Genomic DNA, 13,223 nt, shown 5'->3' with positions numbered 1-13,223 from the left:
CGAAGGATGTGGAGGGCCGCGCTGCTTGTTGCGGATGCGTTCAAAGGTCGACCTTGAGCGTCGCCTTGATGCTGCGCGGCGCGCCCACGGCCAGCCGCGTGCCGGCCGCCGCCCAGTAGCGCTTGTCGGCCACGTTGTCGATGTTGACCTGCCACAGCGTGCGCTTGCCGAACAGCTGCGTCACGTAGCGCGCGCCCAGGCCGAACAGGGTGTTGCCGCCGATGAAGGCCTGGTTCAGGTCGTCCACCGGCCGGCGCCCCGTGTAGTAGGCGCCCGCGTTGACCGAGAGGCCCGGCACCGCGGCAATGTCGTACGAGAGGAAGGCGCTGGCCGTCTGCCTGGCGGTGTTCTCGGGCATCTTGCCGTTGTATTGCGCGTTGATGCCGCGGAACTCGGCATCGAGCGACTGGGCCGACAGCTGCCAGGCGAGCGCGCGCGTCAGGCGGCCCTGCGCCGAAATTTCAAGTCCGCGGTAGCGCTGGCGCCCGTCGGCCACGAAGGTGTTGGCGCTGTTGGTGTAGGCGCCGGGGCGTTCGATGTCGAACAGCGCGCCCGACAGCAGCATGCCGCCGTCGGTGAGCCAGCGCAGGCCGATTTCCTTCTGCTTGCTCACGCCGGGCGGCATGTGGGCGTTCTGGTTGGCGGTGCCGGCCGGTGCGATCTCGCCTTCCTCCACGCCCTCCGCATAGGAGACGTAGCCCACCAGCGCGGGCGTGAACCTGTAGCTCAGCGCCGCGAGCGGCGTGGTCTTGCGCACGTCGTAGGCAAGCGACGGGATCGTGGCGCCCGCGCCCTGCGTGCTCTCGTAGTGGGTGCGGCGCAGGCCGGCCACCAGCTGCCACTGCGGCGAGAAGGTGATGCGGTCGAGCGCATAGAGCCCGAGCTCCTCGCTCTCCTGGGCGCCGGTGGTGGGCCGGGCCGGCCGCGCCGTCAGCGGCAAATAGCCGATGGGCACCGGGTTGTACAGGTTCTGCACGGTGCCGGCGCCGCCGTAGTTGCGCTGGAAGATCGGGTCCTGCGTCTTCTTGCTGCGCGCGGCGCCGAGCGTGAGCTCGTGCTGCACGCTGCCGGTCGAGAAGGTGCCGAACAGTTCGGTGCGCAGCAGGTCGGAGGTCTGCTTCAGGCTCTGGTCGTTGCCGGTGATGCGGCCGGCGCCGGTCAGCACGTTGTAGTTGCTGAAGCTTGCGAGCCGGCGATCGCGCTCGGCTTCGGAGTGGCCGGCTTCCACGGTCAGCGCCCAGTTGCCTCCGAGCGAATAGTCGGCGCGCAATTGCGTGTTGGTGACCTCGGCATCGAACACGGCCCACGGCGGCCCGAGCAGCTTGTCGGGGTTGGGCAGGGCGGGCAGCGCGATCACGCCGTTGACGGCCGCGAGCCGGGTGATGCCGGCCTGCTCGGTGATGCGCTTGCGGTAGTTCTCGACGTCGGCCTTCAGCGTGAGCCGGCTGTTGACGCGCCAGTCGAACGCGGCCGACACGAACCTGCGGTGGCCGTCCACGTCGTCGATGTTGGAACCGATGCGCCCGCCGGCCGCGTTGATGCGCAGCCCGTACTGCTGCTGGTCGCCGAACTGCCGCCCGAGGTCGAGCAGCGCCTGCGCCGAGCCGCGGTCGTCGAGCGTGAGGCCGACGGTGCTCACGGGCGTGCTGCCGGCGCGCTTGGTCACGAGGTTGACGATGCCCGCCGGCGTGGTGAAGCCGTAGTAGAGCGCCGATGCGCCCTTCAGCACCTCGACGCGCTCCTTGTTCTCCATCGGAATCTCGGAGACGTTGGGAATTGCGAGCGAGCCGTTGAGCCGGTAGTTCGTGCGGTTCTCCACCGCGATGCCGCGGATCACGAGCTGGTCGAAGGTGTCGCCGCCGTTCTGCTGGCGCGTCACGCCGGCCGTGTTGCGCAGCGCCTCGTAGATGCTGGCCGCGCCCTGCAGCTCCAGCACCTCGCGCGTGACGGTGTTGACCGTGGCGGGCACGTCCATGATGCCGGCGCCGCGGAAGGTGCCGGCCTCCACGGTGTTGGCGACGAAGCCGGTGGTCGCGCTGGATTCCACCGTGACGGTACCGAGCTGCCCGCGCGCCTCGGCGGCGGGATCGGCGGCGGGATCGGTGGTTTGGGCGTGGGAAAAGGCCCCCGCGAGCGCGAGAGGCGTTGCCAGAAAGAACTTGTGCATGGGAAAAGCAAGGGCCGGCGCTGCTTCGATCGACAGGGGCAGCAGCCGCAAAGGAATCGTGCGGACGGGGGCGCCATTCTACCGATGCATTTGAGAATCATTCTCAGACTTCCGCTGCTGGCGCATGAGAGGGGTAAGCCCTGTGAGGCGATATCGTCACGCTTGATACGATTTTTGCCGGAACGCCCTCGTCAAGGGCGCTGGAGACAAGATGGACCCGAGCAATTCAGGCACGGCGCTGTACCGCGCCATGGTGCGCATCCGCGCCTTCGAGAACGCCGCCGAAGCTGCGAGCCAGGGCGGCGTGAGCGCCTATGGCCAGCAGGCCGCCGGTGCCGCCAAGGTGCGCGGGCCGCTGCACCTTTCGACCGGCCAGGAGGCGGTGCCCGCGGGCGTCTGCGCGCATCTGCGCACGAGCGACTACCTCACCTCCACCCACCGCGGCCACGGCCACACGCTGGCCAAGGGCGCCGACCTCGCCCGCATGATGTGCGAGCTGTTCGGCAAGGCCACCGGCTTCAACGGCGGCAAGGGCGGCTCGATGCACATCGCGGATTTCTCGGTCGGCATGCTGGGCGCGAACGGCGTGGTGGCCGCGGGGCTGCCGATTGCGGTGGGCGCGGCGCATGCGCAGAAGCTGCTCGGAAAGAACAATGACATCACGGTCTGCTTCTTCGGCGACGGCGCGATCAACCGTGGTCCTTTTCTCGAAGCACTGAACTGGGCGCGCGTGTACGGCCTGCCGGTGCTCTTCGTCTGCGAGGACAACCGCTGGAGCGCCACCACCGCGAGCGGCCCGATGACGGCGGGCGAGGGCGCCTCGGCACGCGCCGCGTCGATGGACATCGCGGCCACGCAGGTCGATGGCAACGACGTGTTCGCGGTGCACGAAACCGCCGCGCGGCTGGTCGCCGAAGTGCGCGGCGGCGGCGGACCGCGGCTGCTGCATGCGCTGACCTACCGCGTGAAGGGGCATGTGTCGGTCGACCTCGCGGCCTATCGCGATCCGACCGAACTGGCGGCCGCGCTCGAAACCGATCCGATCGCGCGGGCGCGCGGGCAGCTGCTGGACATGGGCGTGGCCGCCGCGGCGCTGGATGCCATCGAGAATGCCGCGCGCGACGAGGTCGATACCGCGCTGGCCATCGCCGACGCGGCGCCCTGGCCCGAGCCGAGTGCCGCGTTCACCGACGTGCAGACCACGGGAGCAGGCCAATGGTATTGAAGGATTTGAGCTATTCCGAAGCCGCCGTGCTCGCAATCCAGCGCGAAATGGAAGCCGACCCGCGCGTGGTGGTGCTCGGCGAGGACGTGGGCCGCGGCGGCATCTTCGGCCAGTACAAGGGCCTGCAGCTGGCCTTCGGCGACGAGCGCGTGATCGACACGCCGATCAGCGAGGCCGCGATCATGGGCGCCGGCGTGGGCATGGCGCTCGCGGGCCTGCGGCCCGTGGTCGAGATGCGCGTGGTCGACTTCGCGCTCTGCGGCATGGACGAGCTGGTGAACCAGGCCGCCAAGAACCGCTTCATGTTCGGCGGCCAGGGCCGCGTGCCGCTGGTGGCGCGCATGCCGGGCGGGATCTGGGACGCCTCGGCCGCGCAGCATTCGCAGTCGCTCGAGGCCTGGTTCGCGCACCTGCCCGGCCTGGTGGTGGTGAGCCCGTCGACGCCGCAGGACAACTACGGCCTCCTGCGCGCCGCGCTCGCGTGCGGCGACCCGGTGGTCTACATCGAGCACAAGACGCTCTGGGGCCTGCGCGGCGAGGTCGACGAAGACATCGCCGTGCCGCTCGGCAAGGCGCGGCGCGTGCGCGAAGGCAATGCGCTCACGCTCGTGAGCTGGAGCCGGCAGATGCAGGCCTGCGCGGCGGCCTGCGATGCGCTGGCGGCCGAAGGCATCGCGGTCGACCTGATCGACCTGCGCACGCTCTGGCCCTGGGACCGCGAAACGGTGCTCGCGTCGTGCGCGCGCACCGGGCGGCTGCTGGTGGTGCACGAGGCGGTGCAGGTGGCCGGCTTCGGTGCCGAGATTGCCGCCAGCGCCGCGGAGGCCACGGGCTGCCGGGTGGCGCGGCTCGGCGCGCCGCGCATTCCGGTAGGCTATGCGCCGGTGCTGGAGGCGCAATCGCGCGTCGGCGCCGAAGCCATCGCGGCCGCGGCGAGAAAACTGCTGGGCTGAACCGCGCCGCGCCATGGACCCGCTGTTCTTCAAGCTGGTGCGGGTGGTCAACCTCACGGCGCGGCCCTTTCACGAGAAGGTGGGCCGCGAGCACCACCTCACGCTCAACGAATGGCGTGCCATGGCGGTGCTCGGCGCGCAGCCGGGGCTCCATGCCACGCAGATCGCCGATCTCACCGGCCTCGACAAGATGGCGGTGAGCCGCGCCCTGGCCGGCCTGAAGCGCCACAAGCGCGTGCAGCTCCTGGGCGACCCCACCGACCGGCGCCGCAGCCGGCTTTACCTCACGGCGGCGGGCAAGGCGCTGCACGAAACCGTCGGCATGCTGGGCCGGCAGCGCGAGGCCGCGCTGTTCGAGGGCATCGCAGCCGACGAGCTCGTCCGCCTCGATGCCACCCTGGACAAGCTCATTGCCGCCGTCCAGCGCGCCGGGTAGCCGTCAGGCTGCAAAGCCGCCGTCGATGTTGAGGCTGGCGCCCGTCACGAAGGCGGCTTCGGGGCTTGCGAGGTAGGCCACCATGCCGGCGATTTCCTCGGGGCGCGCGTGGCGGGCCAGCGCCATCAGGCCGTGCATCGCGGCGGCGTTGGGGCCGTCGACCGGGTTCATGTCGGTGTTGACCGGGCCGGGCTGCACGTTGTTGACCGTGATGCCGCGCGGGCCGAGGTCGCGCGACAGGCCCTGCACCAGGCCCTTGAGCGCCGACTTGCTCATCGCATAGGCGCTGCCGCCGGGCCAGGGCATGCGCTCGGCGTTGGTGCTGCCGATGTTGATGATGCGGCCGCCCTCGCCCATGTGGCGCACGGCGGCCTTGGCCGCCACGAACACGGCGCGCACGTTGATGTCCAGCGTGCGGTCGAAATCCTCGAGCGAGAAATCGTCGATGGTGCCGGGCAGGAAGACGCCGGCGTTGTTGACCAGCACATCGATGCGGCCGAGCTTGCGCGCGGCCTCGTCGATGCCGGCGGTGAGCGCGGCGGCGTCGGCGCTGTCAATCTTCAGCGCCAGCGCGCGGCCGCCTTCGGCCTCGAGGCTGCGCACGAGCTCGTCGGCCGGCGCGCTCGAGCTCGCGTAGCTGAAGGCAACGGCGGCGCCGTCCTCGGCCAGGCGCCGCACGATGGCGGCGCCGATGCCGCGCGAACCGCCGGTAACGAAAGCGACCTTGCCCGCGAGCACGGGGGAAGTGGATTTGCTGAGAGCCATGGTGATGGTTTCCTGTGTGTTGTGAGGTGGAAGGCCTCCAGTGTCGGGATTCCATTACCGTTGCGGTAGCCATCAATCGGTCCAATCAGATTCAACTACTGGTTGAAAATAGGCCCATGGAACCGCTCAATCACCTCCAGTCCTTCGTGCAGAGCGCCGAAAGCGGCAGCTTCTCGGCCGCCGCCCGCCGGCTCGGGCTCACGCCGGCCGCGGTCAGCAAGAACGTCGCGCGGCTCGAAGCGCGGCTGGGCGTGCGGCTGTTCCAGCGCAGCACCCGCCGCCTCACGCTGACCGAAGGTGGCGAGCGTTTTCTCGGCCAGATCGGCGGTGCCCTTGCCACGCTGCAGGACGCGGTGGCCGGGCTCTCGAAGGACGACGGCCAGCCCGCCGGCACGCTCAAGGTGAGCATGGGCCAGGCCTTCGGCCGCGAGCATGTGCTGCCGATGATGGGCGACTTTCTGGCCCGCTATCCGTCCATCCTGCCCGACTGGCACTTCGACAACCAGCAGGTGGACCTCGTGGGCGAAGGCTTCGACGCGGCCATCGGCGGCGGCATCGAGCTGTCGCCCGGCGTGGTGGCGCGCGAACTGGCGCGCATCCACGTGGTGGCGGTGGCCGCGCCGGCCTACCTGGCGGGCCGCGCACTGCCGGCGCAGCCCGCGGAACTGGCGCAGCTCGACGCCCTGCTGCGGCGCTCCTCGCCCACCGGCCGGCTTCGCAGCTGGACGCTGCAGCACGCGGGCGGCGACCAGGCCACGGTGGAACTGCCGCGGCCGCGCGCGATCTTCAACGACCCCGAAGCCATTGCGCATGCCGCGCTGATGGGCCTGGGCGTCGCCATGCTGCCGATGCCCTTCGTCGAACGCGGCCTGCGCAGTGGCGAGCTGGTGCGCCTGCTGCCCGAGTGGCACTTCGATGCGGGCGCGGTCTGGCTCTACTACCCGAGCAAGAAGCTGCTGCCCGCGAAGACCCGCGTGTTCATCGACTTCGTGCTCGAGCGCTTTCGCAGCGAGCGTTTCGCCGAGCGCATGCAGGTGGCATAGACCGGCGCCGCACGGGGTTTTTACCCGCCATGCGCGCGGCGGTTCCCCTGTACAAACGCCCGCATGACCTCTTCTTCAAATTTCAAGACGAACCGCCGCGCCGCACTGGCCGCTTCCGCCGCCGCCATCGCCCTCGCGGCCACTCCTTCCTGGGCCCAGAGCACCTGGCCGACCAAGCCGGTGCGCATCGTCGTGCCCTTTGCGGCCGGCGGCACCACCGACATCCTGGCGCGCGCCGTTGCGCCCGAACTGTCGAAGGCCTTCGGCCAGCAGTTCATCGTCGACAACCGCGCGGGCGCGGGCGGCAACGTGGGCGCCGAGATCGTGGCGCGCGCGCCGAACGACGGCTATACGCTCCTGATGGGCACGGTCGGCACGCACGGCATCAACCGCGCGCTCTATCCCAAGCTGCCGTTCGACCCGATCAAGGATTTCGTGCCGATCACGCTGGTGGCGGCCGTGCCGAACGTGATGGAAATGAACGCCGACAAGGCCAAGGCGCTGAACATCCACAACGTGCAGGACTTCATCAAGTACGCCAAGGCCAACCCCGGCAAGCTCAACATGGCCTCGAGCGGCAGCGGCACCTCGATCCACCTGGCGGGCGAACTCTTCAAGAGCATGACCGGCACCTTCATGGCCCACATCCCGTACAAGGGCTCGGGCCCGGCGCTGCTGGACATGGTGGGCGGCAATGCCGACGTGATGTTCGACAACCTGCCCTCGTCGATGGCGCAGATCAAGGGCGGCAAGCTCACGGCGCTGGCCGTGACCAGCGCCAAGCGTTCGCCGGCGCTGCCCGACATCCCGACGGTCGAGGAAGCGGGCGGTCCGTCGCTCAAGGGCTTCGAGGCGAGCTCGTGGTTCGGCCTGCTGGCGCCGGCCGGCACCTCGCCCGAGATCGTGAACCGGATCCAGCAGGAAGTGGCCAAGTCGCTCGGCACCCCCGCCATCAAGGAAAAGATGCTCGCCCAGGGCGCCATCCCGAGCGGCAATTCGCCGGCCGACTTCGCCAAGCTGATTGCCAGCGAGCACGTGAAGTGGGCGAAGGTGGTGAAGGACTCCGGCGCGAAAGTGGACTAACCCCCAGGCTTCGCGCACTTCGTGTCGCTTCTCCCTCCCCCTTGCAGGGGGCAGCGCCTGCGGCCCGGCGAAGCCGGTTCCGCGGCGCTCCTCGAAACAAAAAGACAGGCGCTCAGGTCTTCCAGGTCACGTCTTTTTTCTCGGCCAGGGAGTCCCTGAGCATGTGGAGCAGCGGGGCTGCGCGCTGGTGCAGGCCCACGTGCTGCTTCTCGGCCTCGTTGGCGTGGCCTTCGACGGCGTAGTCGTCGTGGTTGTGCGGGTTGCTGGCCTCGCGCGCCAGCGCGGACTCGAGCGCCGCAATGGCGCCCGGGATCTGCTCGACCGTGACGATGCCTTGCGGCGCGGGTGCCTTGCCGATGATGTCGAACAGCTGGCGGGCATGCACCTCCAGCATCACGAAGTCAGGGGAGGCCCGGGACTGGAATCGGTACAGCATGGTTGTTCTCACTCACTTGTAGATGTAGTCACGGGCAAAAGGGTACACCGATTGCGAACCGCGCAAAACACCATGCTCGACCCGGCCGTCGGGCTTGGTCGAAAGCATCTGGTGCAGTGAGATCCAGCCCTGCTCGAAGCTCATGGCCGAGCCCGCCAGGTAGAGGCGGTAGGCGCGCAGGATGCGCTCGGCATTCTCGCCCTGCCGCCCGCCCGCGCGCGCGAGCACTTCGCGCGCCGTGTCCAGCTGCGACTCCAGCGCGTCCGACCAGGCCCACAGCGTGCGCGCATAGTGCGGGCGCAGGCTTTCGGTATCGACCATCTCCAGGCCCGCGGCCGCCGTCTCGCGCAGCACATGCGTCACGTGCAGCAGCTCGCCGCCCGGAAAGATGTACTTCTCGATGAAGTCGCCCATGCCCGCGCCCAGCTGGCGGTAGTCGAGCTGGCCCGAGGTGATGCCGTGGTTCAGCACCAGCCCGCCGGGCTTGAGCAGCGAATGGATCTTGCGGAAATAGGTGGGCATGTTGGCCGCGCCCACGTGCTCGAACATGCCGACCGACGCGATCTTGTCGAAAGGTGCGTCAGCGGAAAGTTCGCGGTAGTCGCGCAGCTCCACCCGCACGCGGCCCTGCAGGCCCTTTTCCTGGATCAGGCGCTGCACGTGTGCATGCTGGTTCTTCGACAGCGTGATGCCGGTGGCGTCGACGCCGTAGTGCTCCGCCGCCCACAGCAGCAGCCCGCCCCAGCCGGAGCCGATGTCGAGAAAACGCTCGCCGGGCTGCAGCATGAGCTTGCGGCAGATGTGGTCCAGCTTGGCCTCCTGAGCCTCTGCCAGCGTCAGCCCGGGGGTGCGAAAGTACGCACACGAATACACCCGGCGCGGATCGAGCCACAGCGCGTAGAAGTCGTCGGAAACGTCGTAGTGGAACTGGATCTGCTCGGCATCCTTGTGCAGCGAATGCGAGCTGTGGGACTTGGCCAGCCGCATCAGGCGGGTCCACCAGGTGGTGTTGGTCTCCGCCGGGTTGCCCGGCAGCATGCCGACCGTGGCGTCGATCAGGTCGCGCATCGCGCCTTCGATCTGCACCCGGCCTTCGACGTAGGCCTCGCCGATGGCCCCCACCTGGTGCGCCGCCAGCTTGGCCAGCGCCGACCACTCGCTGAACGCCAGGGTGACACGCGACCCCGGCTTGGCAACTCTTCGGCCATCAGGCAGTTCCAGCGCGATGGGCACGGGCAGCGACGCAAGCTGCGACTCGATCTTGGGTATCAAGCTTTGCATGGTGAGGTGATGGTATTGATTTTTTCGATTTTTTGCATGACACCCGCCGCGCCCCGGGTACCCCGCTGGGGATGGCCCCGTTGACACCAGATTGTTTATGCTTAAACTATTCAACCATGAACAGCCTATCCACCGGCTCCCCTGCCGCACCCGCCATGGACCTTCAACGCATCCTGTGCATCGGCGGCGGCCCCGCGGGCCTGTACTTCGCGCTGCTGATGAAGGCGCGCAATCCCGCGCTCGAGATCACCGTGGTGGAGCGCAACCGCCCCTTCGACACCTTCGGCTGGGGCGTGGTGCTCAGCGACCAGACGCTCGCCAACCTGCGCGCGGCCGACGCCGAGACCGCGGCGCTGATCGGCAGCGAGTTCCACCACTGGGACGACATCCAGGTGTTCTTCAAGGGCCGGCAGGTGCGCTCGGGCGGCCATGGCTTCTGCGGCATCGGCCGCAAGCGCCTCCTGAACATCCTGCAGGAGCGCTGTCTCGCGCTCGGCGTGAAGCTGGTCTTCGAGACCGACGCCACCGACGACCAGGCGATCGCCGCCCAGTACAACGCCGACCTGGTGATTGCGAGCGACGGCCTGAACAGCCGCATCCGCCAGCGCTATGCCGACGTGTTCAAGCCCGACATCGACCTGCGCAACTGCCGCTTCGTGTGGCTGGGCACGCACCAGACCTTCGACGCCTTCACCTTCGCCTTCGAACAGACAGAGCACGGCTGGTTCCAGGCCCATGCCTACCAGTTCGACGACAAGACCTCGACCTTCATCGTCGAGACGCCCGAGGCCGTGTGGAAAGCCCACGGCCTCGACCAGATGGAGCAGCCCGAGGCCATCGCCTTCTGCGAGAAGCTGTTCGCCAAGTACCTGGGCGGCCATTCGCTCATCAGCAATGCCACGCACCTGCGCGGCTCGGCCAACTGGATCCGATTTCCGCGCGTGGTGTGCGAGCGCTGGACCCACCGCATCGATGTCGAAGGCCGCTCGGTGCCCGTGGTGCTGATGGGCGACGCGGCGCACACGGCGCACTTCTCGATCGGCTCGGGCACCAAGCTCGCGCTGGAAGACGCGATCGACCTGGCCAACGAGTTCGCGCAGGGCGGCACCGTCGACCACGTGCTCGAGGGCTACGAGGCACGCCGCAGCGTCGAGGTGCTCAAGATCCAGAACGCCGCGCGCAACTCCACCGAATGGTTCGAGAACGTACCGCGCTACACCGGCATGCAGATCGAGCAGTTCGCTTATTCGCTGCTCACGCGCTCCCAGCGCATCAGCCACGAGAACCTGCGTGTGCGCGACACGCAATGGCTCGGCGGCTACGAGCAGTGGCTCGCCGGCGGCAAGCCCGTTGCGCCCATGCTGATGCCGCTGCAGGTGCGCGGCCTCACGCTCAAGAACCGCATCCTGGTGTCGCCGATGGCCACCTACAGCGCGGTCGACGGCGTGCCGCAGGACTTTTTGCTGGTGCACCTGGGCGCCCGCGCGCTCGGCGGCGCCGCCATGGTGTTCGTCGAAATGACGAGCCCGACGCCCGAAGGCCGCATCACCCCCGGCTGCACGGGCCTGTACAACGACGCGCAGCAGGCCGCGTTCAAGCGCATCGTCGACTTCGTGCACACGCAGTCGAGCGCCAAGATCGCCATGCAGCTCGGCCACAGCGGCCCCAAGGGCTCGACCCGCGTGGGCTGGGAAGGCACCGACGAGCCGCTCGAAAGCGGCAACTGGCCGCTGCTGGCCGCCAGCGCGGTGGCCTACGGCGAACAGAACCAGCTGCCGGCCGCGATGACGCGCGAGCAGATGGACGCCATGCGCGACCAGTTCGTGGCGTCCACGCGCCGCGCCGCCGAATGCGGCTTCGACTGGCTCGAGCTGCACTGCGCACACGGCTACCTGCTGTCGGCCTTCATCAGCCCGCTCACCAACCTGCGCACCGACGAATACGGCGGCGACATCGAAGCGCGCTGCCGCTACCCGCTCGAGGTGTTCCGGGCCATGCGCGCCGCCTGGCCGCAAGACAAGCCGATGAGCGTGCGCATCTCGGCGCACGACTGGGCCCCTGGCGGCAACACCGACGCCGACGCCGTGGTGGTGGCGCGTCTCTTCAAGGAGGCCGGCGCCGATTTCATCGACGTGTCCTCCGGCCAGACCACGCGCACCGCCAAGCCGGTGTACGGCCGCATGTACCAGACGCCGTTCTCGGACCGCATCCGCAACGAGGTCGGCATCTCGACCATTGCGGTCGGCGCCATCACCGACGCCGACCAGGCCAACAGCATCATCGCGGCCGGCCGCGCCGACCTCTGCGCCATCGCCCGCCCGCACCTTGCCGATCCCGCATGGACCCTGCACGAGGCCGCCAAGCTGCAAAGCCGCGACGTCGACTGGCCCAAGCAGTACCTGAGCGGGCGCGACCAGATGTACCGCGAGATCGCCAAGCAGCAGCAGATCGCTGCCGCTGCGAACGCCGCATTGGCTGCCTCCAACAACGAGGAGACGCACTGACATGGACCTCGAAGCACGCGCCCACAGCGAGCACCCCGAGGCCCTGCGCCTCTGGCTGCGGCTGCTCACCTGCACCCAGCTGATCGAGAAGCAGGTGCGCAACGAACTGCGCTCGCAGTTCGCCACCACGCTGCCGCGCTTCGACCTGATGTCGCAGCTCGAGCGCTCGCCCGACGGCCTGAAGATGAACGAGCTCTCGCGCCGCATGATGGTGACGGGCGGCAACGTCACCGGCATCACCGACCAGCTCGTGACCGAAGGGCTGGTCGAGCGCATCAACGTCGAGGGCGACCGCCGCGCCTGGCGCGTGCGGCTCACGGCGCGCGGCCGCAAGCTCTTCAACGAGATGGCGCAGCAGCACGAAGACTGGATCGTCGATGCCTTCGCGGCGCTCAGCGCCAAGGAGATCGCGCAGCTGCACAAGCTGCTCGGCAAGGTCAAGCAACACTCACACAGCCAGATGGCGGAGGCCGAATGAAGCACTACATCGGCGCGGGCAATCCCATGCACGCGCAATTCGAGGCCAAGGCGCCTTACGCGGCGAAGCACTTCGCGTGGCACTACGAAGCGGGCGTCGGCACCATCACGCTGAACCGCCCCGAGCGCAAGAATCCGCTGACCTTCGATTCGTACGCCGAGCTGCGCGACCTGTTCCGTGCGTTGACCTATGCAACCGACGTGAAGGCCATCGTGGTCACCGGCGCCGGCGGCAACTTCTGCTCGGGCGGCGACGTGCACGAGATCATCGGCCCGCTCACCGGCATGCGCATGCCCGAGCTGCTCGAGTTCACACGCATGACCGGCGACCTGGTCAAGGCCATCCGCCATTGCCCGCAGCCGATCGTCGGCGCGATCGACGGCGTGTGCGCCGGCGCCGGCGCGATGATCGCGCTGGCCTGCGACCTGCGCTACGGCTCGCCCGCCACGCGCACCGCCTTCCTGTTCACGCGCGTCGGCCTGGCCGGCGCCGACATGGGTGCCTGCGCCTTGCTGCCGCGCGTGATCGGCCAGGGCCGCGCCTCGGAACTGCTCTTCACCGGCCGCGCGATGACGGCACAGGAAGGCCAGGCCTGGGGCTTCTTCAATGCGCTGCACGAAAGCGATGCACTGCTCGAAGCGGCCACCAAGGTAGCGCGCGAACTGGCCGAAGGCCCGAGCTTCGCGCACGGCATGACCAAGACCATGCTCTCGCAGGAATGGTCGATGACCATCGACCAGGCCATCGAGGCCGAGGCACAGGCACAGGCCATCTGCATGCAAACCGAGGACTTCAAGCGCGCCTACGAAGCCTTTGCAGCCAAGCGCAAGCCCGTGTTCGGCGGAGACTGAG

General features: G+C 68.7%; 12 protein-coding genes. 8 read left to right on the top strand and 4 right to left on the bottom strand.

What is annotated here, in order from left to right:
* Positions 1 to 40: 40 nt before the first annotated feature.
* Positions 41 to 2,167: a TonB-dependent siderophore receptor gene (locus VPA02S_RS13620; RefSeq protein ID WP_062364487.1), complete on the bottom strand. Its 2,127-nt coding sequence runs from the start codon at positions 2,165 to 2,167 to the stop codon at positions 41 to 43.
* 211 nt (positions 2,168 to 2,378) lie between these two features.
* Here VPA02S_RS13620 and VPA02S_RS13615 point away from each other — a divergent pair, with 211 nt between their 5' ends.
* The 3 genes from VPA02S_RS13615 to VPA02S_RS13605 are packed head-to-tail and all read left to right on the top strand — an operon-like array spanning position 2,379 to position 4,781.
* Positions 2,379 to 3,392: a thiamine pyrophosphate-dependent dehydrogenase E1 component subunit alpha gene (locus tag VPA02S_RS13615; RefSeq protein ID WP_062364138.1), complete on the top strand. Its 1,014-nt coding sequence runs from the start codon at positions 2,379 to 2,381 to the stop codon at positions 3,390 to 3,392.
* The gene (locus tag VPA02S_RS13610; protein WP_062364136.1) at positions 3,383 to 4,345 is read left to right on the top strand and encodes an alpha-ketoacid dehydrogenase subunit beta; all 963 of its coding nucleotides are present in this window, start codon (positions 3,383 to 3,385) and stop codon (positions 4,343 to 4,345) included. Before VPA02S_RS13615 ends, VPA02S_RS13610 begins: the two co-directional genes overlap by 10 nt.
* A gap of 13 nt (positions 4,346 to 4,358) precedes the next feature.
* Entirely contained in the window at positions 4,359 to 4,781 is a 423-nt protein-coding gene (locus tag VPA02S_RS13605) for a MarR family winged helix-turn-helix transcriptional regulator (protein WP_062364134.1), read from the top strand.
* A gap of 3 nt (positions 4,782 to 4,784) precedes the next feature.
* On the opposite strand, the gene VPA02S_RS13600 is transcribed toward VPA02S_RS13605, so the two are convergent.
* Positions 4,785 to 5,546, bottom strand: a complete 762-nt coding sequence (locus VPA02S_RS13600; protein WP_015867781.1) for an SDR family oxidoreductase — start codon at positions 5,544 to 5,546, stop codon at positions 4,785 to 4,787.
* A 116-nt stretch (positions 5,547 to 5,662) separates the two neighbouring features.
* On the opposite strand from VPA02S_RS13600, the gene VPA02S_RS13595 reads away from it, so the two are divergent.
* Both VPA02S_RS13595 and VPA02S_RS13590 read left to right on the top strand, forming a co-directional pair.
* Positions 5,663 to 6,589: a LysR family transcriptional regulator gene (locus VPA02S_RS13595; RefSeq protein WP_062364132.1), complete on the top strand. Its 927-nt coding sequence runs from the start codon at positions 5,663 to 5,665 to the stop codon at positions 6,587 to 6,589.
* 63 nt (positions 6,590 to 6,652) lie between these two features.
* Complete coding sequence (locus VPA02S_RS13590; protein ID WP_018905171.1) at positions 6,653 to 7,672, top strand: Bug family tripartite tricarboxylate transporter substrate binding protein; 1,020 nt, start codon at positions 6,653 to 6,655, stop codon at positions 7,670 to 7,672.
* A 112-nt stretch (positions 7,673 to 7,784) separates the two neighbouring features.
* Here the strand turns inward: VPA02S_RS13590 and VPA02S_RS13585 are convergent, their stop codons facing one another.
* Both VPA02S_RS13585 and VPA02S_RS13580 read right to left on the bottom strand, forming a co-directional pair.
* Complete coding sequence (locus tag VPA02S_RS13585) at positions 7,785 to 8,108, bottom strand: DUF1840 domain-containing protein (protein WP_015867784.1); 324 nt, start codon at positions 8,106 to 8,108, stop codon at positions 7,785 to 7,787.
* 12 nt (positions 8,109 to 8,120) lie between these two features.
* Positions 8,121 to 9,389 (bottom strand): class I SAM-dependent methyltransferase, encoded by a 1,269-nt coding sequence (locus VPA02S_RS13580; RefSeq protein WP_062364129.1) that lies wholly within the window; start codon positions 9,387 to 9,389, stop codon positions 8,121 to 8,123.
* A gap of 155 nt (positions 9,390 to 9,544) precedes the next feature.
* Between VPA02S_RS13580 and VPA02S_RS13575 the strand changes: the two genes are divergently transcribed.
* The 3 genes from VPA02S_RS13575 to VPA02S_RS13565 are packed head-to-tail and all read left to right on the top strand — an operon-like array spanning position 9,545 to position 13,222.
* On the top strand, positions 9,545 to 11,893 hold the full coding sequence (locus VPA02S_RS13575; protein WP_244883459.1) for a bifunctional salicylyl-CoA 5-hydroxylase/oxidoreductase: 2,349 nt from the start codon (positions 9,545 to 9,547) through the stop codon (positions 11,891 to 11,893).
* 1 nt (position 11,894) lies between these two features.
* Positions 11,895 to 12,371: a MarR family winged helix-turn-helix transcriptional regulator gene (locus tag VPA02S_RS13570; protein ID WP_015867787.1), complete on the top strand. Its 477-nt coding sequence runs from the start codon at positions 11,895 to 11,897 to the stop codon at positions 12,369 to 12,371.
* Complete coding sequence (locus VPA02S_RS13565) at positions 12,368 to 13,222, top strand: enoyl-CoA hydratase family protein (RefSeq protein ID WP_018905174.1); 855 nt, start codon at positions 12,368 to 12,370, stop codon at positions 13,220 to 13,222. The genes VPA02S_RS13570 and VPA02S_RS13565 overlap by 4 nt, the downstream gene beginning before the upstream one ends.
* Position 13,223 lies beyond the last annotated feature (1 nt).

Origin of the sequence: Variovorax paradoxus NBRC 15149 (assembly GCF_001591365.1) — a bacterium.
Lineage (GTDB): Bacteria > Pseudomonadota > Gammaproteobacteria > Burkholderiales > Burkholderiaceae_C > Variovorax > Variovorax paradoxus.
This window is presented reverse-complemented; position numbering and strand designations above follow the sequence as displayed.